General features: G+C 68.1%; 20 protein-coding genes. 5 read left to right on the top strand and 15 right to left on the bottom strand.

What is annotated here, in order from left to right; translation table 11 throughout:
• Nucleotides 1-4 precede the first annotated feature (4 nt).
• The gene (locus OHA70_RS15825) at nucleotides 5-871 is read right to left on the bottom strand and encodes an LLM class F420-dependent oxidoreductase (RefSeq protein ID WP_328333154.1); all 867 of its coding nucleotides are present in this window, start codon (nucleotides 869-871) and stop codon (nucleotides 5-7) included.
• Nucleotides 868-1431 carry a TetR/AcrR family transcriptional regulator gene (locus OHA70_RS15820; protein WP_328333152.1) on the bottom strand — a complete coding sequence of 188 codons (564 nt, stop codon included), beginning with the start codon at nucleotides 1429-1431 and terminating at the stop codon, nucleotides 868-870. The genes OHA70_RS15825 and OHA70_RS15820 overlap by 4 nt, the downstream gene beginning before the upstream one ends.
• Before the next feature lie 103 nt (nucleotides 1432-1534).
• On the opposite strand from OHA70_RS15820, the gene OHA70_RS15815 reads away from it, so the two are divergent.
• The 3 genes from OHA70_RS15815 to OHA70_RS15805 all read left to right on the top strand — a co-directional run bounded on the left by OHA70_RS15815 (nucleotide 1535) and on the right by OHA70_RS15805 (nucleotide 4467).
• Nucleotides 1535-2584, top strand: coding sequence for a glycosyltransferase (locus OHA70_RS15815; RefSeq protein WP_328333150.1), 1050 nt, complete (start codon nucleotides 1535-1537; stop codon nucleotides 2582-2584).
• Entirely contained in the window at nucleotides 2568-3767 is a 1200-nt protein-coding gene (locus tag OHA70_RS15810) for a hypothetical protein (protein WP_328335136.1), read from the top strand. Before OHA70_RS15815 ends, OHA70_RS15810 begins: the two co-directional genes overlap by 17 nt.
• A 70-nt stretch (nucleotides 3768-3837) precedes the next feature.
• Entirely contained in the window at nucleotides 3838-4467 is a 630-nt protein-coding gene (locus tag OHA70_RS15805; protein ID WP_328333148.1) for a hypothetical protein, read from the top strand.
• Nucleotides 4468-4555: 88 nt separating this feature from the next.
• Here OHA70_RS15805 and OHA70_RS15800 read toward each other — a convergent pair whose 3' ends face one another.
• The 7 genes from OHA70_RS15800 to OHA70_RS15770 all read right to left on the bottom strand — a co-directional run bounded on the left by OHA70_RS15800 (nucleotide 4556) and on the right by OHA70_RS15770 (nucleotide 15124).
• The gene (locus OHA70_RS15800) at nucleotides 4556-5401 is read right to left on the bottom strand and encodes a methionyl-tRNA formyltransferase (RefSeq protein WP_328333146.1); all 846 of its coding nucleotides are present in this window, start codon (nucleotides 5399-5401) and stop codon (nucleotides 4556-4558) included.
• A gap of 23 nt (nucleotides 5402-5424) precedes the next feature.
• Entirely contained in the window at nucleotides 5425-6576 is a 1152-nt protein-coding gene (locus OHA70_RS15795; protein WP_442913890.1) for a VWA domain-containing protein, read from the bottom strand.
• A 2-nt stretch (nucleotides 6577-6578) separates the two neighbouring features.
• On the bottom strand, nucleotides 6579-8756 hold the full coding sequence (locus OHA70_RS15790) for a DUF5682 family protein (protein ID WP_328333142.1): 2178 nt from the start codon (nucleotides 8754-8756) through the stop codon (nucleotides 6579-6581).
• The gene (locus OHA70_RS15785) at nucleotides 8753-9841 is read right to left on the bottom strand and encodes an ATP-binding protein (RefSeq protein ID WP_328333140.1); all 1089 of its coding nucleotides are present in this window, start codon (nucleotides 9839-9841) and stop codon (nucleotides 8753-8755) included. Before OHA70_RS15785 ends, OHA70_RS15790 begins: the two co-directional genes overlap by 4 nt.
• Nucleotides 9838-11262 carry a DUF5691 domain-containing protein gene (locus OHA70_RS15780; RefSeq protein WP_328333138.1) on the bottom strand — a complete coding sequence of 475 codons (1425 nt, stop codon included), beginning with the start codon at nucleotides 11260-11262 and terminating at the stop codon, nucleotides 9838-9840. Before OHA70_RS15780 ends, OHA70_RS15785 begins: the two co-directional genes overlap by 4 nt.
• Entirely contained in the window at nucleotides 11259-12611 is a 1353-nt protein-coding gene (locus OHA70_RS15775; protein ID WP_328333136.1) for an SWIM zinc finger family protein, read from the bottom strand. Before OHA70_RS15775 ends, OHA70_RS15780 begins: the two co-directional genes overlap by 4 nt.
• A gap of 170 nt (nucleotides 12612-12781) precedes the next feature.
• Nucleotides 12782-15124, bottom strand: a complete 2343-nt coding sequence (locus tag OHA70_RS15770) for an MDR family MFS transporter (protein WP_328333134.1) — start codon at nucleotides 15122-15124, stop codon at nucleotides 12782-12784.
• A 200-nt stretch (nucleotides 15125-15324) separates the two neighbouring features.
• On the opposite strand from OHA70_RS15770, the gene OHA70_RS15765 reads away from it, so the two are divergent.
• Entirely contained in the window at nucleotides 15325-16122 is a 798-nt protein-coding gene (locus tag OHA70_RS15765; RefSeq protein ID WP_328333132.1) for a hypothetical protein, read from the top strand.
• 206 nt (nucleotides 16123-16328) lie between these two features.
• On the opposite strand, the gene OHA70_RS15760 is transcribed toward OHA70_RS15765, so the two are convergent.
• The 5 genes from OHA70_RS15760 to OHA70_RS15740 form a co-directional block, all read right to left on the bottom strand.
• Nucleotides 16329-17216 (bottom strand): SDR family oxidoreductase, encoded by an 888-nt coding sequence (locus tag OHA70_RS15760; protein WP_328333130.1) that lies wholly within the window; start codon nucleotides 17214-17216, stop codon nucleotides 16329-16331.
• Nucleotides 17213-17962, bottom strand: coding sequence for an SDR family oxidoreductase (locus OHA70_RS15755; RefSeq protein ID WP_328333128.1), 750 nt, complete (start codon nucleotides 17960-17962; stop codon nucleotides 17213-17215). Before OHA70_RS15755 ends, OHA70_RS15760 begins: the two co-directional genes overlap by 4 nt.
• Nucleotides 17963-18059: 97 nt before the next feature.
• Nucleotides 18060-18995, bottom strand: coding sequence for a LysR family transcriptional regulator (locus tag OHA70_RS15750; RefSeq protein WP_328333126.1), 936 nt, complete (start codon nucleotides 18993-18995; stop codon nucleotides 18060-18062).
• An 8-nt stretch (nucleotides 18996-19003) separates the two neighbouring features.
• Nucleotides 19004-19624 (bottom strand): class I SAM-dependent methyltransferase, encoded by a 621-nt coding sequence (locus OHA70_RS15745; RefSeq protein WP_328333124.1) that lies wholly within the window; start codon nucleotides 19622-19624, stop codon nucleotides 19004-19006.
• An 11-nt stretch (nucleotides 19625-19635) separates the two neighbouring features.
• Nucleotides 19636-20526, bottom strand: a complete 891-nt coding sequence (locus tag OHA70_RS15740; protein WP_328333122.1) for an alpha/beta fold hydrolase — start codon at nucleotides 20524-20526, stop codon at nucleotides 19636-19638.
• A gap of 59 nt (nucleotides 20527-20585) precedes the next feature.
• Between OHA70_RS15740 and OHA70_RS15735 the strand changes: the two genes are divergently transcribed.
• The gene (locus OHA70_RS15735; RefSeq protein ID WP_328333120.1) at nucleotides 20586-22394 is read left to right on the top strand and encodes an AfsR/SARP family transcriptional regulator; all 1809 of its coding nucleotides are present in this window, start codon (nucleotides 20586-20588) and stop codon (nucleotides 22392-22394) included.
• Here OHA70_RS15735 and OHA70_RS15730 read toward each other — a convergent pair.
• Nucleotides 22327-24258 (bottom strand): amino acid transporter, encoded by a 1932-nt coding sequence (locus tag OHA70_RS15730; RefSeq protein ID WP_328333118.1) that lies wholly within the window; start codon nucleotides 24256-24258, stop codon nucleotides 22327-22329. The genes OHA70_RS15735 and OHA70_RS15730 overlap by 68 nt on opposite strands.
• Nucleotides 24259-24346 lie beyond the last annotated feature (88 nt).

Genomic DNA, 24346 nt, shown 5'->3' with positions numbered 1-24346 from the left:
ACTCCTATCGGCCCTGCAGCAGCGGCAGGACGTCTCGTAGTACGGCGGCGTGCTCCTCGGGTTTCCCGAGACCCATGTTCATCGTATTCACCCCGAGATGCGTGGCTCCCAGCTCCCGCCATCCCTCGACGAAATCGGGCCATTCCTTCTCCGGTACCGCCCCCAGCGACAGCCTCGCCTCGAACCCGATCTCCGCCGGATCGCGCCCGGCCTCGACTGCGGTTGACCGGACCAGCTCGACCTGCCGTCGCGCCTCAGCGGTCGGCGGGCTCTGCGGCATCCAACCGTCACCGATCCGGCCGGTACGGCGTAGTACGGCCTCCGCCCCACCGCCGAACCAGACCGGAATGCGCCGACGCGGCGGCAACGGGTTGAGCCCGGCCTCGACGATCTTCTCGTGCCGGCCCTCAGCTGAGATGACCGGCTCGGCCCAGAGCTTGCGGAGCAACTCGACTTGCTCGGTCAGCCGGGCGCCGCGCTGCTCGAACGGCACACCGAGCGCTTCGTACTCGACCGCGTTCCATCCGATGCCGACACCGAGCCGCAGCCGGCCGCCGCTCAGGACGTCGACCTCCGCCGCCTGCTTGGCGGCCAGCGCGGTCTGGCGTTGCGGGAGGACCAGTACGCCGGTGACGAGCTCCAGCGTCGTGGTGATGGCGGCCATGTACCCGAAGAGCACGAAGACCTCGTGGAACAGCGACTTGTCCGTGTACCCCGTCCAGCCCGGCCGGTTGGCGGGATCGGCGCCGAGCACGTGGTCATAGGCGAGCGCATGCGTGTAGCCGGCCGCCTCGACCGTCTCGGTCCAGTCCCGGACGACACCCGGATCCGCACCGATCTCGAGCTGGGGAAAGATCGCACCGATTCTCACGAAGTAACTCCCTTGAGCAGATCAACCAGGCCTTGGACAGCAAGTTCGAACGGCTCGTCCGACCCGTCCGCGCGGGCCAGCACGTAGCCACCCTGCAACACCGCCGCGATCGTCGCGGCGGTCCGGTCCGGATCCAGGCCGGCCGGATACTCACCCGATTCCTTGCCCTCAGCAATGATCTCGGCGAGCCGGGCGCGGAGCCAACTGAAGGTCTCGGCGACCGGCGCACGCAGTACCGGATCGGCGATCACGTCCGGGTCAGCGGTCAGCCGGCCCATCCGGCAGCCCTTGAGCACCTCGCGATCGCGCTCGAGGTAGCCGGCGATCCGCTCGGTCGCCGTACCGGCCGCTTCGAACTGCTGCTCGGCGGCCTCACGCAGTTCCGCGCCGGACCGCTCGATGGCCGCTTTGGCCAGCTCGGCCTTGCCGCTGAAGTGGTGGTACATGCTGCCCTGACCGGCCTCGGCGGCGAGCTGGATCGCCTTCGGGCTGGTACCGACGTAGCCCCGTTCCCAGAGCAATTCCTGCGTACTCCGGATCAACCGTTCCGCTGTCTCCACCTCGCCACTGTACCCACGCGTAGGTACAGGCGCTGTTTCTAGCAGGTTTCACGACACAGCCGACCTCACGCCGGGTGGCCATGTACAGATATTGTCTGGCGGCATGGGCACCAGGGTCGCGATCGCCGTCATCACCTTTCGGCGACCCGCTCTGCTGGAAGCGCTGCTCGACAGCCTGCTCGCCCAGGAACTTCCGGAAGAAGAGGACTACACCGTCCGGATCATCGTGGTCGACAACGACGACGAGGGCACTGCCACCGACGTGATCGAGCGCGCGGCCAAGGACGGCCGCTACCCGGTCGAGGCAGCGATGGAGCCGGAGCCCGGTATCCCCTTCGCCCGGGAGAAGTCGGTCCTGCTCGCCTGGGACGACGACGCGCTGATCTTCGTCGACGATGACGAGGTGGCGCCGCCCGGCTGGCTGAGCACTCTGCTGCGCGCCTGGCGCACGGCCGGCGCCGACGTGGTGACCGGCCCGGTCCGGGGCATCCTGCCTCCCGACGCACCCGGCTGGAACCGGTACAGCGACGTCCACGACTCGACCGGCCGGCACGAGACGGGCGATCTGCGGAACAAGGCGTACACGAACAACACCCTGGTCGCCCAGCACGTCTACCACTCGGTGACGCCGAGCTTCCATCCCGCCTTCCGCTACACCGGCTCCAGCGACCTGCACTTCTTCCTCCGCGTGCACCGGGCCGGCTACCGGATCGTCTGGTGCGAGGAAGCCCAGATCCACGAACACGTGCCACCGTCCCGGACGACCCTGTCCTGGCTGGTCCGCCGCGCCTTCCGGTCCGGCAGCGGCGACACCATCAGCCGGCTGCTGATCCGGCCGGGCGTGCGCGGGTACGTCCTGGTACTGGCCTATTCTTTGGCCCGGATCGTGTCGGCCCTGGGGTTCGGCCTCGGCGGTCTGGTGCTCTTCCGGAAGGCGTACCTGCTGAAGGCTGTCCGCCGGTTCTTCTCGGGCATCGGCAGCCTCGCGGGGATAGTAGGGATCAACCATGACGAGTACCGGGAGCGGCACCATCCTGACGGTGACGACACTCTGCCAGGCGATCTGGAAGGTGGAGCGGGAGCTGGACCTGCTGACCTGGCAGATCGACGGCGTCCGACCGTGGCCGATCATCCGGATGCGCATCTTCCATGAGCTGACCCGCCGCAGCGGCCTGCACGGCGACCCCCACCCGGTACGCCGGACCCGCGCCGACCAGGCCCGTCTCGTCGGCAAGCACGTGGCCGGCACCGTCACCCGCAACCCGTTCCTGGCCCGCGGCTCGTACGACGCTCTGGTGGTCCCGCACCCGCGAAAGCCGGGCGGCATCGAGATCTACACCGACTCACTGCGTACGGCGCTCGGCGACTCGGCCCTGGTACTGGACTCGGGCATCAACGGGACGCCGCTGCCGGGGAGCGTCAACCTCGACTTCTTCACCTCGGCTTTTGGTGCCGTTCGGAGCCGGCGTGTGCACGCCCGTTGCGCTGAGATCGCGTCCGCGCTGGAGGCCGAGACGGGCGTCAAGGTCCCCGTCGCCGCGCTGGTTGCTCGCGAGTTGCCGAAACACAGTCGGCTGCGTGCGATCTATCGCACCTTGCTCAAACGCCGAGAGATCAAGACCGTGTACGTCGTGGTGGCGTACTTCCACCAGCACATCGTCGGCGCCGCCCGCGACCTCGGCATCCGGGTCGTCGAGCTCCAGCACGGCGCCATCAGCCCGTACCACCTCGGCTACAGCTATCCCGGGCGTCCCGACGTGGCCGACCAGCCCGATGAGCTCTGGTGTTTCGGCTCGTACTGGACCGACGTCGCCGAGTTGCCGGCCGGGATGAAGGCTGAGGTAGCCGGCGCCTCTTTCATCTCCCCGCTGTCGCCGGATGAGTTGGCGGCCAAGGACCCACGCCTGGTCGTCTTCCTGTCCCAGGGCACGACCGGCCCGGCACTACTCTCCTATGCGGCCGAGCTCGCGGCTGCCCGCCCTGACCTGGACGTGGCCTTCCACTTGCACCCGAGCGAGCGCAGTACGGACTATGTCCTTCCTGATGGCGTGCGGCTGTCTGCGGGCAACACCCTCGCCGTCCTGGCCGCCGCGACCTACCAGGTAGGCGTCTCCACCACCGCCCTCTTCGAAGGCATGCTGCTCGGCTGCCGCACCGCAGTGGCCAACCTCCCCGGCCACGAGTACCTGGACCCCACCATCGCCCGCGGCGACTCGGTCCTCATCCCCACCCCGGATGCCCTGGCGCCTGCTCTGGACAGCTTGCCGAGAGCATCCAGCCCCACCAGCTACTACGCCCCGAAGAAAAATCTCATCAACGGCCAACCTTTTTCCTAGAGCCGCCGTCTCAGTGTGTGCAGGGCCGAGGGGGTGCTGCAGAGACTGACACACAAGGGGTTTGGGGATCATGAACAAGAAGATCAAGCTGGCCGTTTCCGCTTCCACTGCAGGGATTGCGGCCATCGGCGCCGTCGGGGCGGTACTGCTCGGGGCGCTGCCGAGTGACGCGGCGACCACGCACAACGTTGCCGCGAGCAACGCGACCGGCCTCAAGCCGTCCAGCCTGAGCTTCGTCAACGCCCGCTGGTGGTGCGAGGACGGCAACTGGTTCGGCGGCAAGGACTGCCACATCGGGGCGGTCGTGCCGAAGGGCTGGAAGGTGACGTCGATCAACCACAGCGACGCGAAGTTCACCCCCAAGTCCGGCTCGTACTTCCTCCGCGTCGCCCAGGGCCCGTACGACCTGACCACCAAGCAGGCCGTCGCGCAGAAGCAGAAGTCGCTGAAGGGCACCAAGAACCTCAAGGTGCAGGGCGTGGCCACTGCCCGTTCAGGCGGGATCGTGTACTCCACGATCGTCTACACCTACACCGACTCGGCCAAGCACACCCGCTGGGTCGCGACCCGCTTCCAGGACGCGTACAGCGGCGGCGGCTCGGCCGGGGTCGAGATCACCGTCGGCGGCACCGTCGCGGACAAGGCCGGCCTGACCACCGTCCTCGCCCGCGCCACCACGTCGGCCTACCTGGCCGGCTGACCGAAGTACCGGCGGTATCGGGGGTACCGCTTTACACCAAGGGGCAGAGGTTCGCGGGGGAGGCGAACCTCTGCCCCTTGAAGGCTCTTCAGGTCGTGTACAACCTGACCACTCCGTCGCCGGACCGGACCGTCCAGCCGTCTGTGTGGTACGTGATGATCTCGCCCGCCTGCGACGACTCCTCACCGGCCGATACGAGCTCGATCCGGCGAACGGACTGCTTCGTCCCGGCCACGATCACCTTGCTCTTCGCGGCGAGCACGTTGAGAGCGGCGGACTTCCGGACCAGTACCGCGCCCGGATCGCTCAGCCGCAGCACCTCTTCCTCCGGCGTGAACATCGGCGCCTCCGAAGCCACCGCCGGATCTTGCGGAGTCCCAGACTCACCAGCAAGCGCCCGCGCGGCACCTTCGACCAGTACTTCGCGCAGCATCTCGCGCCAGGCCTGGAAGATCGCCGGACCGGTGACGTTCTCGGGCAACGGCCGCTCGCGTTGACTCAGGATCGCGCCGGTGTCGAACTCGGCCTCGGTCCGATGCAGCGTCGCGCCCACCGTGGTGGCGCCTTCGTAGACCAGCCGGACCGGATTCGGTCCCCGCCCGGCCGGTAGCGGCGACGGGTGCAGGTTCACCGCTCCGTACGTCGGGATCTTCAGGATCTCTGCGGGGATCAGCCGAGGGAACGCGGCCGAGATGACCAGATCGGGCTCCAGCGCGGCGATCACCGGCGCGGCCACCGTCTTGAGCTTGCTGGTGACCAGTACGTTCGCGGTCCGCGGCAGTCCGACCACGAACGGCGGCGCAGCCGCGTCGTACCGGTCGCTGGCACCGGCTGGTGGCGTCACCACCAGCACGATCTCGTGGCCGTGCTCCTCGGCCCACCCGGCGATGTTGTGGTAGCCGGGCAGGAAGGCGTTCATCGTCACGATCCGCATGAAGCCCAGTCAATCACCACTGCTCAATCGATATTCGACGCTGCCCAGGCGGAGATGTCGTCGCGGCGGATCGCGGCCGCCATCAGGTCGGGGAAGAGCTCGGGGGTACAGGCGAAGGTCGGTACGCCGAGGTCCGCGAGGGCAGCCGCGTTCTCGGCGTCGTACGACGGAGTGCCCGAGTCCGAGAGCGCCAGCAACGCGATCAGCTGGACGCCGGACTCGACCAGATTGCGGGCCCTTCTGAGCAGTTCCTCGCGGATGCCGCCTTCGTACAGGTCGCTGATGAGCACCATCACCGTCTCGCCCGGCCGGGTGATGAGCTGTTCGCAGTACGCGACGGCGCGGTTGATGTCCGTGCCACCACCGAGCTGGGTGCCGAAGAGCACGTCCACCGGGTCGTCCAGCTCCTCGGTGAGGTCGACGACGGCCGTGTCGAAGACGACCAGGCTCGTCCGCAAGGCGCGCATCGAGCCCAGTACCGCCCCGAACAGGCTCGCGTAGACGACAGATTCGGCCATCGACCCCGACTGATCGATCGCCAGTACTACGTCCCGCTGCACACTGTGGTTGCGCCGGGCATACCCGACCAACCGATCCGGGACGATCGTGCCGAGCGTCGGCGAGAAGTGCTTGAGATTGGCGCGAATCGTCCGATCCCAGTCGATGTCCGAGTGCCGCGGCCGCCCGGTCCGGCCGGCTCGGTCGAGTGCACCGCTCACCGCTGCTCGCGTGCGCTCGGCCAGTCGGGCCTCCAACTCGGCGACGACCCGGCCGACCACCTCGCGGGCGGTGTGCTTGGTCTCCTCGGGCATGACTTCGTTGAGCGCGAGCAGCGTGCTGACCAGGTGGACGTCGGGCTCGACCGCGTTGAGCAGCTCGGGTTCCATCAGCATCCGGGTGATGCCGAGGCGCTCGACCGCGTCGCGCTGCATCACCTGGACGACGGTGCTGGGGAAGTACTGCCGGATGTCGCCCAGCCAGCGGGCGACGCGTGGCGCACTCGACCCCAGACCGGCGGATCTCTTGGTACCCGGTTCGCCTCGCTCGGCGTCGTACAAGGCGGCCAGCGCGGCGTCGATGGAGCGGTCGGAGGTGGAAAGTTCCGTACCGGTCTCCGGGTCGGCCTCGCTGCCGAGGACCATCCGCCAGCGCCGCATGCGTTCGTCGTCCGCCATCGTCACACCCCTAGCAATCGCTTGACGACGGGGAGAACCGATGCCGCCAGCAACTGGTCTATCTCGTTGTCATCGGCAATGACCGCGGCAGCCGGGTCACCTAGTGATCGGGCACGGTCGCCGATCGAGCGTCGTTCTGGTGAGGCGAAGGTGCCGAAGGTCCGGCGGAGCAAGGGCAACGCCTCCAGGAACGCTTCGTCGGGGATCGCCGCGAGCCACGTGTCGACCAGGGCCAGCAGTCGTTCGTCGTGCACCAGCAAGAGGCCGCCACCAGCGAGGAAGCCCTCGACATAGCCCGCCGCGTCGGCTGTCGGCGTACCGGGTGACAGTGCGCGGCCAAGCCTCAGCGCAACCTCGGACGCTTCCAGCCGCGAGGTGTCGAGCATGAGGCGGGTGAGGCGGCCGGCGATCAACGGCGGTACCGATGCGCGGTCACTCAAGCCTTGCAGGGTCGCGAGCCATTCTTCGCGGATCGCCTCGTCCAGCAAGGCCGTCGCGTCCTGGACGTCGTCGATGAGTTCGAGGACCTTGGCGGCTGCTTCGGGGTCGAGTCCGTGCACGGTCCGGCCGAGTCCTGCGCACACGCGCGAGACCATCCTGGCGGCGACCTGACCGAGGCCTTCCGCTGATGAGCCGCGCACATCGCCGTACCGGGCGGAGCGCGCGAGGGCGGGCAACGCGGCCATCAGGTGCCCGACATCGGCATCCTTGGCCGCGCGGGTGTCGACGCCTTGGAGCAGCGTCGGCAACGCGTCCGAGAGGTCGGCCAGCAGCGAACGCTCCAACGCCGAGGTGACCTCGGCCAAAGTCGCCGAATCCTCAGCAGCCTTGAGCATCGTCGTCGTCGCGGCACCGAGCACGGTCGTGCCATGGGCGCCGGCGGCAACGAGATCGACCTCCAGTCCCGGGTCCCAGGCAAGCGTCCAGGTCTCGCGGAAGGTGCCTTGATTGCGTCGCTCGTCGGCGGTCGGCACGCCCCAGTCGATGCCGAGGATCCTGAGCCGGTGCAGCAGCCGCGACTTCTCCAGATCGTTCGGCTTCCGCAGATCCAGCTCGACGACTCGCTCGGCGGCGTCGCGCTTCAGCCGCAGTCGTCGGGCTTGTGCAGCCAGGTCAGCAGCCACGGGCGCCTGGGGAGTCTCCGCCGGTACTTGGCCGAGCAACTCGCCGACCACGGCCTCGCGGGTGACCAGGTTGAGCAGTACGTCGTTGCCGCCACACATCACCGCTCGGGTGGCTTCCGTGACCTCACTCAACCCGGCGAGGGGCCGTTCCCTCAACGCAGCAAGGGCATCGGCCAGCCGCACGGCCTCGATGACGTGCGCACTCGACACCGGGAGATCCTCTTTGCGCAGTACCTGAGCGACCTTCGTCAGCCAGCGAGTGGTGATCTGGTCAGGCGCGGTGAAGAGGTGGTGGTACCAACCGGGCGAGGTCACGCCGGCGCCGTACCCGCTGGCGGTTGCCAGCCGGCCATGCGTCCATGGCACCCAGGTACAGGCGACCTTCCGCTTCGGCAAGCCCTTCAGGATCCGCTGATCGTAAGTTGCTGTCGGCAACGGAGCTTGCAGTGCGGGGACATGCCAGGCGCCGCAGACGACGGCGATCCGTTCGAAGCCTTCTTTGATTGCCTTGCGCAAGGTTGTCCGCATGTACGCCTCGCGCTGGGCCTCCCGCCCGGTCGCCTCGTCATCACGCCGCAGCTCGGACATCGCCTCGGCGATCACCGTGAACGGCTCGGCGCCGTCCCGCCGGTGCTCGATCACGTCGTCCCACCAGCGCTCGGGATCGTCATACCCACCGGCCGCGGCCAGCGTCGCCAACGGATCCGCCGACATCCCCCGGCGATCTTCTCTTCCCGAGCTGCCGAACTGATACGCCGCCGGCAGATCGCAGAACCGCACCGGTACGCCGTCCGCCAAGGCATGCTTGATCGCCTGCCACTCCGGGCTGAAGACAGCGAACGGCCAGAAGGCAGCCCTGGTCGAATCGTCGGCCGCGTAGGCCAGCAGCGCGACCGGCGGCACCATCTCCTCCGAGGCCGCCAGCTCGACCACCTTGTCGGCCTCGGGCGGTCCCTCGATCAGCACGATGTCCGGCTGCAACTCCGCCAGGGCAGCCGCGAGCGCCCGGGCGGACCCCGGACCGTGGTGCCTGATGCCGAAGAGGTGGACGGTCATCCGGAGATGTCCCGGCAGGCCCGATAGAAGTCAGCCCAGCCGTCCCGCTCGCGGACGACCGTCTCCAGGTACTCCGACCAGACCACCCGGTCCGCCGACGGGTCCTTCACCACGGCCCCGAGGATGCCGCCGGCAACATCATTCGACCGCAGTACGCCGTCGCCGAAATGCGCAGCCAACGCGAGTCCACCGGTGACAACGCTGATCGCCTCGGCCGTCGAGAGCGTGCCCGACGGCGACTTGACGGCGGTACGGCCGTCTTCCGTCCGTCCGGACCTCAACTCGCGGAACACGGTCACCACGCGGCGGATCTCCTCCAGCGCGTCATCCTGTTGCGGCAGCTCGAGCGACGAGCCGAGCTGCGCGACCCGGCGGGAGACGATCCCGACCTCGTCCTCGGCATCGTCGGGCAACGGAAGTACGACGGTGTTGAATCTTCTTCTGAGCGCGCTGGACAGTTCGTTGACGCCCTTGTCGCGATCGTTGGCGGTGGCAATGACGTTGAATCCCTTGCGGGCCTGGACTTCCGTGCCCAGCTCGGAGATCGGCAGCGCCTTCTCGGACAAGATCGTGATGAGGGCGTCCTGGACATCGGACGGCATCCGGGTCAGCTCCTCGATCCGGGCGATCTTCGCGTCGGCCATCGCGCGGAACACCGGGCTCGGCACCAGCGCCTGCTCACTGGGGCCTTGGGCAATCAATTGCGCGTAGTTCCAGCCGTACCGGATCGACTCCTCGGCCGTGCCCGCCGTCCCCTGCACGAGCAGCGTCGAGTCCCCACTGATCGCCGCGGCCAGATGCTCACTGACCCACGTCTTCGCAGTACCCGGTACTCCGAGCAGCAGCAACGCGCGGTCCGTCGCGAGCGTGGCGACGGCGACCTCGACGAGTCGCCGCGGGCCGACGTACTTGGGGGTGATCTCGACGTCTCCCGCCTTGCCACCCAGGAGATAGGTGACGACCGCGGCCGGCGAGAGCTTCCACGACGGCGGGCGGGTCCGGTCGTCGGCGGCTGCCAGCGCGGCCAGCTCCACGGCGTACTCGTCCTCGGCGTGCGGGCGCAGTACCTCAGGGCTCACTGTCATGACAGCTCCTCGTACATCTCACGACGGAAAATCAGGGTCTCGACCAGGCGCCGGCGCCAGGTGTCTTCCTCACCGGTCGGCTCGCGGGTGATCGGATGGTCCAGCACTTCGGCCGGTACTGCGCGTGCCGCGATGCTCGCGAGTCGCGCGTGCCGGCGATCGCTGCCTAGTTTGGCGAGCTGGTCTAGTACTGCATTGCCCAGTGGGGTCGGCCACGGCACCGGCAGGCCGCCTACGAGGTCGGCGATGTCGACGCGGGTGCGTAGTAGTTCGATGGCCGGCACCCATTCCTCGGGCGGCAGGACCTTCAGTAGCTCGGCGACCCGGCCGCCTGTTCGGGTGTTCGCTCTGAGAAGCGCACGGGCCCACTCGGCATTGCCTTCACGGACGGTCGCTTGCGCCCAGGCGACCTGGAGCACCTCGGGCGAGCACCCCTCGACGGGCAGCTTGAGGTAGTCGAGCTCGTACGTCGCGAGTGGAGCGGCGGCGAGGATCTGGCTGAACCACCATGCCCGCTTGCCGAATCCCTCCTGCGGCTCGGGCTCGATGCCGTCATGTTCCATCGCTGCGGTGAATCGGGTCGGCAGGTCGACAGCGAGAACGCCTTGACTGACGGTGAGATGCGACCAGACCCGCTCTGCCATGCGTACGCCGTACTGTGAACCGGGGATGCGTTGCAGCAGACCCGCCGCCGCCCGCCGGACCTCCTTCGAGCGATCGTCCAGCGCCCGCTCCAGAAACGCCTCGTCGGTCGCCGCATTGGCGCCGCCTGCACCGTTGGAGCCAGCCAGGTCGGCCGCGAGTAGCCCGAGGAAGTCGAGTCGGACAGCGGCCGGCTCGGCAGGCCAGACCTCTTCCAGCGCTTCCAGCGCTGCCGCCGGATCACTCTTGCGCAGCGCCCGCAGCCAGCTGCGCCGTTGGGTCGGGTTGCCGTGGGTCCAGTGATCATTGCCCTCAACAACGGCTTCGTGCAGGAAACGCCAGTCCGGGTTGAGGTCTGCCAGCCAGCTAGCCCTTCGCCCGGCTGCCTTCACCACCAACGGCCGGTACTCCGCCCTGTTGCGCGCATAGTCGGCCAGCGCAGGAAGGAGCTCCGGCGGGACGCCCCAACCCTTGGCGTCGGCTGCTCTCAGCCACTCGCCCAGGGCCGTGGTCTGGAAGCCGGTGAGCATCGCGGAGAGCCTCCGGATGGCAGCTGGTCTCGGGAGAGGGCTGTCCTCGCCTTGCGTTGTGGGCAAAGGGGTTAGACCTTCGAGCGGTACTCGGCCGGCTCGCTTGTAGAGGGTTGCCAGCGCGGCGGCGTCGAGCAGGCCGCCTTCGCCTAGTTGCTCCTGGATCTTCGGCGGGAGCTCCTCGAAGCGTGGGGGTCTGCGCTCGGTACCGAGCAGTGCGGAGCTGACCAGGCCGTCCCAGCCCCTCATGACAGGATCACCGGGCGCTCGCCGTGCCAGCAGGTCATCGGCTTGAAGCCTGCGCGATTCCACTCGCCGGCGACTGTCACTGGGTCGCCTGCGGAGACGGCTAGGAGCTTCCAGAGGTCCACGCCGGGTAGGACTTCGAGGGCGTCACCGTTGGCGTCCACTAGCGCCCAGTTGTCGCCGTTGGGGGTTGGGCGGACGTCTGCGAGTACTAGCGGCCAGCGCTCGTTCCATGGGTCGGCTGCTAGCGATTCGACGTACGAAGCGAGTGCCTGCTTGGCGGTGAGGCCGCCTGGTCGTGGGGCGGGGAGGCGGGGAGCCGTTTGCGTCAGTAGGGCTCGCATGGGGAGGGCGCCGGGGTAGTAGGAGAGCACTGCGGGGACAAGCTCGCCGGGGCGGGCCGGGAGTGGGTCTAGCTGGCGGCCGCCGGCTGCGAAGGTGAGGATCAGGGCCAGGCGTCCAGTGCTGGAGCCGCGCAGCCACAGGCGTCGTACGGTCAGGTGGTCGTCGGGCTCGACCACTCGGCCTAGTACCAGCCAGTCGTCCTCTACCTTCTCGCCTTCTGCGAGCACGCGGGCTGTTTCGACGGTCCAGCCGATTCTGGACTGCACGGTGTCGGCGAGGCTGGGTGGGAGCTCGGTGAGGTGGGCGTGGGCGGAGACGATGAGGTGGATGAGGGAGAGCTCCTCCAGGAGTTCGCCCGGCCAGCCGTGGCCGCGACCGACGACAGCGGCGGCTCGGCGTACGGCGCCTGCTACTCCTGGCGCCTGCGCGTCGACCATGCGGGCGGCTAGGCGGCTCAGCTCGGAGTACCCGCGTTGCTCGAACCCGCCGAGACCACGGCGTACCTGGTCGTCGAGCCAGCTCTGTAGCTCAGCCATCCCCGCCGAAACCCGCTCAGCCCGCCGCACCACCCGCTGCTGAGCCGCCAACGGATCCGCAACCTCACCCGGCTTCTTCTCGCCCTTCTCCGCCGCCTTCTCAGCCCTGTTGGCCCGCTCCTCGATCCAGCTCGATGCCCACTCCGGCTCAGGCCCCTCCGCGAGCTGCCCGCCGGCCGACAGCAACATCAACCCCAGCGCGTGCTTACACGGAAACTTCCGGCTAGGACAAGAACACTTGAACGCAGGCCCACCGAGATCGACGACGGTCTGATACGGCTTCTTCCCACTCCCCTGACACAACCCCCACAGCGCCCGCTCGGAGCCCCCACTCCCCGACCACTTCTCGCCACGAGCCAGCCCCTGGCCAGCCTTGGCCGACGCAGCATCAGGCGCCAAGGCCAAAACCTGCTCCACATCCCAGCCCGCCACCACACCCCCAGCCGCTGAACCACCCACCCCGCAGAGCATGCCACCCACCCCCGACACCCCCACCAACCGACCACACCCCACCGCCCCAAGTGGCGACCTTGAACACCCAACGGCGACCTTGAACAAGTTATTAGGTGTCCAAGGTCGCCATTAGGTGTTCAAGGTGCGCAGTTCTGGCGTGCGCTGGGTCGGTGTGTTGGGTGGGTGGGTCAGCCGAAGGCTTGGCGGTCCTGGTCGTGGGCGGCTGGGTTGGGGTGGGGCTCGTGGGCTACCGGGTAGCCGTTGGTGGCGTGGTTGTGGGGTGAGTGGACCGCGTGGTCAGAGTGGCTTTGAGATGCGTGGGCGGGGTGGCCGGGGTCGCCGCGGTGGGGGTTGGTGATGGCGGCGGGTGGGGTGGGGGTGCCGGAGAGGCCGTCTCGGATGGTGCCCAGGAGGCGTTGTTCTACTGCCTCCAGTTCGGCGATTCGGTGGCGGATTGCATCCTCTTCTTCGCGGGCGGTGGCCAGTAGCTCGTCGGCTTCGGTGCGGGCCGCCTCGCGAAGGTGGTCGGCGGTGCGTTGGCTGGCGGAGAGGACGCTCAGTTCGTACCGGCGGAGTTCGTCGACCAGGTTGTCGTCGGGACGCTGGGCGTTCAGGAGTGCGGCAGCTGGGTTGGATGGGTCGACGACCACCGGAAGGTTCGACTCGAGGTCGGCGATCTGCTGGTCGACCCGGGTGAAGAGATCGGCGACATCCGTACGCATCTGCCGGATGACCGTCGCAGCCGCCTGTACCCGCTCGCTGGCCTCACGCTCCCGCTCACGCGCGGTCCGCTCGGCCGACGTGATCACATCAAGCGCAACAACAGCAGCCCGCTCCGCCGGATCATCCGGTACTACCTCAGGAGCAGCCGGTACTACGTCCGCGTCGCCCGTCATTCCGACCGTGCGACGTAGTGGGACCTCGCGGATGAACAGGACTGCCAACAGGCTGACCACAGCCGAGCAAGCCGCGATGAGGAAGATTCGGCCGGTCGCATCGCCATAAGCGTGCCTGACGATCTCGCCCAGTTGGGGTGGTAGCGACCCGACGTCGAGGACGCTCGTGCCCGAGCCGTCCTGCAACGCCCGTCCGGCTGCCGCTCCGTCCGGGCCGAGGGCTTGGATGTTGGCGGTGATCAGGTCCTTGACCCGCGTCGCCAGTACCGCGCCGAGCACCGAGACGCCGACGGCACCTCCGAGGCTGCGGAAGAACGTCACCGATGCGCTCGCCGCGCCGACCTCGCTGACGTCGACGGTGTTCTGTACGGCGAGTACGAGGTTCTGCATCATCATGCCCATCCCGATGCCCATGCCGAGCATGCCGAGGCCGATGTACCAGTACGGGCTGGTGTGGTCGATGGTGCCGAGCACTCCGAGCCCCGCGGTCAGGAACAGCCCGCCGAGGACGAGGTACCGCTTCCACTTGCCGAATCGGGTGATCAGCTGGCCGGCCCCGACCGATCCGAGGAACGAGCCGAACATCATCGGGATCGTCAGCAACCCGGCCTCGGTCGCGCTGTAGCCGCGCGCCAACTGGAAGTACTGGCCGAGGAACACAGCACTGCCGAACATCGCGACGCCGACCGCGAGGCTGGCCACGATCGCCAGTGCCGTGGTCCGCTCGCGCACAACGCCCATCGGCACCAGCGGCTCACTCGCCTTGGTCTCGACGATGACCGCGAGCAGAGCGAGCAGAGCAGCACCGCCGAGGTACGCGCCGGTCTCCCACGACCACCAAGCGAAGTGCGAACCAGCGAACGACACCCAGATCAACGGCAGGCTCGCCGCGCCGCTGATCAACAGCGCGCCGAGGTAGTCGATCTTCACCCGGCGCTTGACCAGCGGCAGATGCAGGTAGCGCTGCAACACGACCAGGCTGATCACGGCCAGCGGAACGCAGACGTAGAAGCACCAACGCCAACCCAGCCAGGACGTGTCGACGATGACCCCGCCGATGAGCGGACCGCTGACGGTCGCCAACGCCATCGTGGCGCCCATGTAACCGGAGTACCGGCCGCGGTCGCGGGGTGGGATCGCCGCGCCGATGATCGCCTGCGCCAACGCCATCAGCCCGCCCATCGCGAGCCCCTGCAGCACGCGGGCGCCGATCAGGAACGGCACGTTGTGCGCCATCCCGGCCAGCACCGAGCCGATCACGAAGAGCGTGATCGCGAGCTGCACGAGCAGCTTCTTGCTCACCAGGTCGGACAGCTTGCCCCAGACCGGCGTCGACACGGTCATCGCGAGCAGGCTGGCGGTGATCACCCAGGTGTACTGCGTCTGCGACCCCTCGAGGTCGGCGATGATCGTCGGCAGCGCGTTGCTGACGATGGTCGAGCTGAGGATCGCGGTGAACAACGCGGCCAGCAGCCCGGCCAGGATCTCGAGGATCTCCCGATGCGTCAGCGCCGGATCCCCAGCGGCGGTTGCGGGCGGCCCGGCTGGTGGTCCGGCGGTTGGCCCGGCATTCGGCCCGGTACTTGGCCCGGCATTCGGCATGGCCGGCGGTGCGATGGTCCCGGTGGCAGACATCGTGGGTCTGTTCTCCTGCGCGCTGTGTCGAACAAGGCCGGAACGGCTGATCGAGCTGCCCCGGGGCGGAGGAGTACGGACCGGCACCTCGCCGTACGGCGAAGCCTCACCCGGACCAGAAATTTGGTTGCAGTACCCAACAATAGGCCTCCTCATCGAAACGATCCCAGCCGACCTCCCCGCTGTGGCACCGTCCGGCCATGATCTCGACTCTGAAGACCCGCCGCCGGGTGCTCGCTCTCGTCGTCGCGGGCACCGCGGCCGCTCTCCTCGCCACCCCCGCCGCCTCGGCGGCCCCGACCGCTCCGACCGCCTCCACCCAGACGCTGGCGGTCACTGACGTACTCCGGCCGGGGCAGTCGCTGAAGGCGGGTCAGTACATCCGCTCGAAGAACGGCGTCTACACCTTCCGCATGCAGGCCGACGGCAACGCCGTACTGATCAAGGGCCGGACCGCGCTGTGGAGCACCGCGACGAACAAAAAGGGCTCCGTCCTGGTGATGCAGAAGGACGGCAACCTGGTCGTCGTGTACGGCCGGACCAAGGTCTGGGCCAGCAACACCAACGGCAGCACGGGCGCCGCGCTCGCGGTCCAGAACGACAACAACCTGGTGATCTACAACAGCCGCGGCAAAGCGATCTGGTACAAGAACATGGTCATCGAGACCCTGGGCGTCAACCGCGTCCTGAAGCCGTACCAGCTGCTCATCTCACGCAACCGGGTCTACCGCCTGAACATGCAGGCCGACGGCAACCTGGTACTGGTGAAGAACAACAAGACCGTACTGTGGAACTCAAAGACCGGTCGCAACCCGGGCGCCTTCGCGATCATGCAGGGCGACGGCAACCTGGTCATCTACCGCGCCGACAAGACAGTGCTGTGGCACACCGCGACCGCACCGAACCCGGGCTCGGTGCTGGTACTGCGCGGCGACGGCAACGCGGTCATCATCCACGGCCGCACCACGATCTGGGCCACCAACACGGCGGGCCGCTGAGAGAGGCCCCGGCGGGCCCTGACAGCACCACCGGGGCGTCGTTGTTGATTGCTCAACGGCTCAGAACTGTACGCCTGGAAGCGCTTCCCGGGGCAGTGCCGTCTCAAGAACCGGGCGGTTCACATGCAGACGAGTTCGCCGAGGAGTCGTCCTGCGTTCGTCGTCGTCCGGGCGCGCCGGCTACGTCGTACCAGAGCGCTTCACGGTCAGACCGCGGGGTGCAGCAGATCGGGCAGCTCAACCCGGCGCAGGAACTCGCTGCGGACCCGGTCGGCCACCGCGTTGACCACTGCGGCGCCGTCGTCGGACGGGTCGATGTGCACGCGGAACGGGCGACGGCCCTTCTCGGTGTCGACCACGGTGACGATCGCCTTGGCCACCTCTGCGACATCGGCCCACGACGGCTCGAGCTCGGCCAGCTTCTGCGCGACCTGGTCCATGAGGCCGTCGTACTTCTCGTCGTACGCGGCAGCCACCTCCTCGTCGTACGGCTTGCCGCTGTGCGCGAAATGGTTGGTGCCGCTGGTGAAGGCGCCGGGCACGACGATGGTGGTCTCGATGCCGAACCTGGCCAGCTCCAACGCGTAGCTGGCGGCCAGTGCGTCCATACCGGCTTTCGCCGCGAAGTACGGGGCAAGGTACGGCGGAGTACCGCCGCGAGTGCTCGAGCTGCCGACCCAGACCACCAGGCCGTCGCGCTGCTCACGCAGATACGGCAGGGCGGCCCGGTTGAGGCGCTGCGTGCCGATGACGTTGGTGTCGTAGATGTCGGCCAGCTGCTCCGGAGTGAACGCCTCGGCCGGACCCAGGACCATGTGACCGGCGTTGTGGATCAGTACGTCGAGCTTGCCCTGCTCGGCGATCACCGTCCGGACGGCCTGCTCGACTGACTCCTCGGTACTGACGTCAAGCTCGACAGCACGGAGGTCCACACCCCGCTCGCCGGAGTACTGCTTGGCCTCGGCGGCCGCCGACGCGTTGCGGCCGGCGATGCCGCGCATACCGGCGTACACGGTGTGCCCGGCGTCGGCGAGGGCGTGGGCGGTGAGGGCGCCGAAGCCGCTCGACGCACCGCTGATCAGGATCGTCTTCATGCCGCGGAACCGCCGTTGGCGTAGATGACCTGGCCGTTGATCCAGCGCGCGGGGCCGGCCAGGAAGTGGATGATCTCGGCGATGTCCTCGGGCTGGCCGAGACGCTCCAGCGGGGGCTCGGCGGCGATCCGGTCGACGAGTTCCTGCGGCTTGCCGTCGAAGAACATCGCGGTCGCGGTCGGGCCGGGGGCCACCGCGTTGACGGTGATGTCGCGGCCGCGGAGTTCGCGGGCGAGGATCAGGGTGATCGCCTCGACACCGCCCTTGGACGCGGCGTACGCCGAGTAGCCGGGGCGGGCCAGCAACGTCAGTGAGCTGGAGAGGTTGATGATCGCGCCGCCGCTGCGGACCCGGCGGGCAGCCTGCTGGTCGACCACGAAGGTGCCGCGGAGGTTGGTACGGATGACTTGGTCGAAGACGTCCAGGTCGAGGTCCGTCAACGGTGACAGCGGCATGATGCCGGCCGCGTGGACGACGACATCGACACCGCCGAAGGTCTCCTCGGCCCGGTCGAACAACGCGCTCACCGCATTCTCGTCGGCGACGTCGGCCTGTACTGCGATCGCCCGCCCGCCGGCCTGCTCGACCTCCTTGACGGCCTGGTCGGCCTCGGCGGGGCTACCGCTGTAGGTCACCACCACGGCGTATCCGTCGCGCCCGAGGCGGCCGGCGGTCTCCCGCCCGATCCCCCGCGAGCCGCCGGTCACGATCGCGACCCGCTCGGTGGTGGCTGCGTTCTCTGTCATCGTCGTTCACTCCAGATCTCGGTGTCTTGTTCTTGCTGACACCTCGATCCTGCGCCGGATCGTGGATCAAATCCAACGACTCATCTCGATGGATAGATCAGTTCTCTTGATCCATCAGATCGCTGCCGGGCTCGGTTCCCGCAGGGTGCTGGAGGTGGGCGGTGGCCAGGCCGAGCAGGGCGCGGAGCGCTGCGGACGGCCGGCGCTTCCGCAGGGTCGCCATGTAGAGCGACCACTGGAAGTCCTCGTCCTCGATCGGGAACGCGCGGATCTTCTCGTCGCCGGCGACCGCGTACGCAGGCAGGACCCCGAGCCCGACGCCGTGGCGGACGAACTGCACGCCGTTGTCGATGCCGAGCGCCTCCACCACGACCTGCCGCTCGATCCCCGCCGCCTCGAACCTCTGGTCGATCAACGTCCGGGTGCCGAAGCCGGGCGGGAAGTCCACGAAGGCCTCGTCAGCGAGGTCGGCCAGCTTCATCGACCGCCGCCGCGCCAGCCGGTGACCGACCGGCACGGCGAGCACCTGCGGCACCTTCAGCAACTCCCAAGCGGTCAGTTCCCGCGGCACACTCCCCGCCCGGACCCCGAGGAACCCGACATCGATATCCCCGTTGCGCAGCCCGACGATCACCCCCGCCGACCCCTCAGGCTCGACCCGCAACTGCAGTTCGACGTTCTGGTACCGCCGCCTGAACTCCCCAGCCGCCGCCGGCAGATCGATCAACCCAAGCCCCGGCAGCAGCCCGACCCGTACGGTCCCCCGCATCCCCGCCCCGAGCTCATCCACCACATCCCGGGCCCCCTGCACGGCATCCATCACCGCCAACGCCTCGGGCAGGAGCGCAGTACCAGCCTCAGTCAGCACCACCCGCTGAGCGTTCCGCTCGAACAGCGTGACCTTCAGATCCTTCTCCAACGAAGCAATCGCCGCACTGACCGCACTCTGCACCACGTGCAACCGCCGAGCAGCCAACGTAAAACTCCGCTCATGCGCCACCGCCACGAAGTACTCCAGTTGCCGCAACTCCATGCCAGAGGTTAGCTCCGGACGGCCCACAGCAGCGCGTGTCCACCGGCTCCTTCGGGGACGAACTCTTCGCGCTCCACCACGAACCCGGCCTCCTCGACCCACCCCCGAGTCGTACCGGCATCAGCATGGCTCCACCACATCGGGACCTCGCCGCCAAGCCAGTTCTCCTCCGACCCGGTCCACGCGCCGGCGCCGACCGTCGCCACAAAGAGCCCACCCGGCCGCACCCACTCACCGATCCGGCGCAACAACTCCTGCTGCTCGTCGACCGGGATGTGGATCAGCGCATAGAGGCACACCACCGCGTCGAATCCAGCGGCCGGAAGCTCCAATTGCGCGGCATCCGCCTGAACGAAGGTCGCCGCCGGCACCCGCTCCCGCGCCCGCTCGACCTGTACTTCGCTGATGTCGACGCCAGTCACCTGATGACCGGCCTCAGCCAGAGTTAGCGCGACCGGCATTCCCGAGCCGCACCCCAGGTCGAGGACCCGGCTAGGGCCGGCGAGGCGGCCGAGCAACTCTTCCAACAACGGCCCGTACTTCGTCTCGCCGGCAAACGCCTCGTCGTACCGGGCCGACAGCGCGTCGTACCCGCGCCGCACGAGCTCCTTCGCCGCCTCGTTGTCCATAGCTGGGGAGGTTAGTTGGTGAGCGCCCTGATCGTCTTGGTGATTTCCGCCGGCGACTCTTCGGCCATGAAGTGGCCGGCTGTGGTGGTTGAGTGGTGGAGGTTGGGGGCCCAGGCGGACCAGAGTGCGGCGGCGTCGAAGCCCAGCGCGGAGCCCCAATCCTGCTGGATCACGGCGACCGGCATGCGGAGTTTGTTGCCCGCGGCAAGGTCTTCCCGGTCGTGCTCGATGTCGATGCCTGCGCTCGCCCGATAGTCGGCGACGATCGACGGGATCGCTTCGCGGGAGGCCTTCAGGTAGGCGGCGCGGATGTCGGTGGGGATCGCGGTCGGGTCTTTGATCCAGAGGTCGAGGAAGTAGCTGAAGAAGGCGTCGGGGGCGGCGGCGATCAGTTGTTCGGGGAGGCCGGGTGGCTGGGCCATCAGGTAGAGGTGGAAGGCGACGGCGGCGTTGACGCCGTGCATCGCATCCCACATGTCCAGGGTCGGCAGCACGTCGAGGCAGGCCAGGTGGGTGATTTTGTCGGGGTGATCGAGTCCGGCGCGGAAAGCAACGAGGGCGCCTCGGTCGTGGCCGACCAGGGCAAACCGATCGTGGCCCAAAGCCTCAGCCAGGCGCACGATGTCGGTGGCCATCGTGCGTTTCGAGTACGTCGTACCGTCGGTCTCCAGCGGCTTGTCGCTGTCGCCGTAGCCGCGGAGGTCGGGGCAGATCACCGTATGGTCCGTCGCCAGCTCAGCGGCGACGTGCCGCCAGATCAGGTGGGTCTGCGGGAAGCCGTGCAACAACACGATGGGGCTACCGGTACCGCCGACGGCCGCGTTGAGCGAGACACCGTCGGCCACCTCGACGCGCTGGTAGTCGAACCCGGGGATGGTCATCTTCGTCCTTTCGTCTGACACACCCCGAAGCCTGCCGCGCGCCGATGAGCATCCGATGAGCAGCGCTATACGGTGACCAGGTGGTGGCTTTCGGCGTACTCGGACCGGTCACGGCCTGGCGCGACGGCGCAGAACTCGCGCTCAAAGGCCCCCGCCACCGCGCAGTACTCGCCCGCCTGCTCATCGCCCGCGGCCGCGTCGTCCCCGTCGACTCCCTCGTCGCCGACCTGTGGACAGTCCCGCCGGACGGCGCCACCAGCGCAGTCCGTACCTTCGTCGCAGCCCTGAGACGAGCCCTCGAACCCGACCGGCCACCCCGCACGCCGGCGACGCTCCTCATCACCGAAGGACCCGGCTATGCCCTGAAGGCGACAGACGTCGACGCTTGGCGTTTCGAGCAGGTGCTGGCTCGCCAGCCAACACTGGAAGAGCTACAAGAAGCACTGAATTGGTGGCGAGGCCCCGCCTACGCGGAGTTCGCCGACGCCCCCTGGGCCCACGCCGAGCGCTCCAAACTCGCAGAGCTCCGCTTGACCGCCATCGAACGCCAGGCCGAAGCACAACTCGCCCTAGGCCTAGCAAAAGAAGCAGTACCGGCCCTAGACGCACATGTAGCCGAGCACCCCTGGCGCGAGGACGCCTGGCGTCTACTAGCGCTAGCCCTCTACCGCTCCGACCGCCAGGGCGACGCCCTAGCCGTACTACGCAACGCCCGGACCCTCCTAATCGAGCAACTCGGCGTAGACCCCACCCCAGCGCTCCAGCAACTCGAGACGGACATCCTCAACCAGGCCGACCACCTCACTCCACAAGCGGCAGGACAGGTCTGGGCCCAAGCCACTGCCGCCTACGACCGAGCAGTCGCCTCCACTGCTCGCGCCCGGCTCGAGTCAACCGTCGGACTCCTCCGCAACCTCGCAGTGACCGGCAGCACCGGTCTACAGGCTGCCCGCGAACACAGACTGGCCGCCATCACCGCCGCCGAGGAGCTAGGCGACCCGACGCTGACGGCCAGAGTGATCGGCCTGTACGACGTACCGGCGATCTGGACGCGCTCCGACGACCAGCAGCAAGCCGACGCAATCGTCGCTGCCGCAGAGCGCACCCTGGAAGCCACAACCCAGCCAGCAGCCCGAGCCCGCCTCCTGGCCACGGTGGCGATCGAATCCCGCGGCCGCAACAGCACCCGAGCACTGGCGGCAGCCGAAGAGGCAGTGGAGCTCGCCAGGCAGCTGGAAGACCCAGCCCTACTGGCCTTCGCCCTCAACGGCCTGTTCATGCAGACCTTCTACCGAGCCGGTCTAGCCCCGGAACGCGACCAGATCGGCGCCGAGCTGATCACGCTGGCCAGCCGCCACGACCTGACCACGTACGAAGTACTGGGCCACCTCATCCGCGTACAAGCCCGCAGCGCCCTCAATGACTTCACCACTGCCGACGCCCACGCAGCAGCCGCCGATGACCTGGCCGCCAAGCGAGAGCTGCCGCTAGTAGCCGTCTTCACCACCTGGTACCGAGCAATGCGGTCAGGCGACGAAACGGCGTACCGCGAGGCCGCAGCCCTCCTCCAGAACGCAGGCATGCCCGGCATGCTTGCAGACAACCTGCTAGCCCTGGCACAACAGACCCCCACGACAGAAGAGCCCGCCGCAGACCTCCTCCTAGAGGCCCGCTGGTGTCTGAGAGCCAAGGCCGCCCTGGAGCAAGACGACCAACAGGCCATGCGCCGGGCTTTGGAAGTACTGGCTCCTGCAGCCGGTCAATTGGCCGCAGGCAGCGGCCTGGTCAATCTCGGGCCCATCGACCAGTACCTGGAAGAGCTCAGCCGACGTGTACCCAAGGACGGTTCGACCGGTCCGGCTCGGCCCGGCGGAGTACCTCCCGGGTGACCGGTGGGACGTCACCCTCACCGGAGATCAGGTACCGGAAGAGGAAGTAGAACGGATTGCCCTCCGCCCAGGCGAAGTAGATGTGCGGCATCACGCCGAACTCGTCGCGGATCTCCAGCAACAGCGCGGCGATCGCGTTCGGCACGCTCGGGCTGTCCACCTGCAGGATCCGGTAGCCGTGCCGCTCCTCGCCGCGGACGTCCAGCTCGGACTCGAACTGCGACGCGTCGGTCAGCATCACCTCGAGGAAGACGACCGGCAGCCCGTCGGGCAGGTTGCTCACCTCGCGCTGCTCGTCCTCCTTCTCCTGGTACTCCGCTTCGTCGCGCGCGTCCGGCTCGTTGGCGATGATCCGGATGTCGCCCCGGGCGGCCGCCTCGCCGAGGATCCGGCGTGCCTCGTCGTCGAAGCGGATGTCGGTCGCGCGCAGCTCGGTCGACCGGGTAGCGCGGGAGATCAGCGAGGTGACGATGATCGCGAGGATGAAGAAGGACGCGATCTGGACGCCGTCCGGCCGCTCGATGATGTTCGCGATCGCGGTGTAGAGGAAGACCAGGCTGACCACGCCGAAGCCGATCGTCGCGCCCTTGCGGCCGCGCCGGCGCGACGACAGCGTCACCGCGATCGACGCGGACAGGATCAGCACCAGTACGCCGGTCGCGTACGCCCCACCCTGGGCGTTCACATCCGCGCGGAAGAGCAGCGTGATGACGAAGGCGATCAGCGCGAAGACGATGACCAGCGGCCGGGTCGCCCGGGCCCAGTCCGGGACCATCCCGTACCGCGGCAGGTACCGCGGCACGATGTTCAGCAACCCCGCCATCGCGGAGGCGCCGGCGAACCAGAGGATCAGGATCGTGCTGACGTCGTACACGGTCCCGAAGATGTTGCCGAGGTGCTCGTGGGCGAGGAACGCGAGCGCCCGGCCGGACGCCTGACCGCCGTCCTTGAACTCGTCGGCCGGGATCAGGATCGTGGTGGTGAAGCTGCTGACGATCAGGAAACCGCTCATGATCAGGGCGGCCGTGGTGAGCAGCTTGCGGGCGTTGCGGATCCGGACCGCCGGCTCGGCCGGGTCGTCGTCCGGGCTGCCCTGGACCTGCGGCATCACCGCGACGCCGGTCTCGAACCCGGACAGGCCGAGCGCGAGCTTGGGGAAGACGACGAGCGAGATGCCGATCATCACCCAAATGTTGGAGTGCTCGGTGGTGAGCATGTTGCGCCAGTTCGTCACGAGTTCGGGCGCGGCGATGACGTTCCACAACGCGTTGCCGACGACAACGAGATTGAGGCCGAGGTACACCACCACCAGCACGACGGCGATACCGATCGCCTCGCCGAAGCCGCGCAGGAAGACGCCGGCGAGCAGGGCCAGCAGCACCAGCGTGATGATGACTTCCTTGCCGTCCAGCCAGTGCGGTACGTACGGGTTCTCGACCAGGTGCGCGGTGGCGTCGGCGGCCGACAGTGTCATCGTGATGATGAAGTCGGTGGCCATGAAGCCGAGCAGGACGAGGATGACGAACTTGCCCTTCCACCGGCCGAGCAGCCGGTCCAGCATGGCGATCGACCCCTCGCCGTGCGGGCTCTCGACCGCCACCCGGCGATACACGGGCAGCGCTCCGAGCAGGGTCAGCAGGACAAGTACCAGGGTGGCCAACGGCGACAGCAGGCCGACGGCCGCCGCCGCGATCGCAGGCTGGTAGCCGAGCGTCGAGAAGTAGTCGACCCCCGTCAGGCACATCACCTTCCACCACGGATGGGTCGGGTGCGGCGCTGGTCGATGTGGTCCGGCATGTCCATGCGGCCGGTCGTGCAACAACCAGGTGGCCAACGGCCCATGCTCGGTCTGTGGCCTGTTCACGCGAAGAACCTAACGACCGACAGGCCCCCCACCAGGCGCCTCTAACGCGTCTCTAACACCGCTGTGAGAAAACCATGTCGAGAACTTC

This window comes from Kribbella sp. NBC_00382 (genome assembly GCF_036067295.1).
Taxonomy (GTDB): domain Bacteria; phylum Actinomycetota; class Actinomycetes; order Propionibacteriales; family Kribbellaceae; genus Kribbella.
The sequence above is the reverse complement of the archived record's forward strand: the minus strand, read 5'-3'. Positions and strand labels throughout refer to the sequence as shown.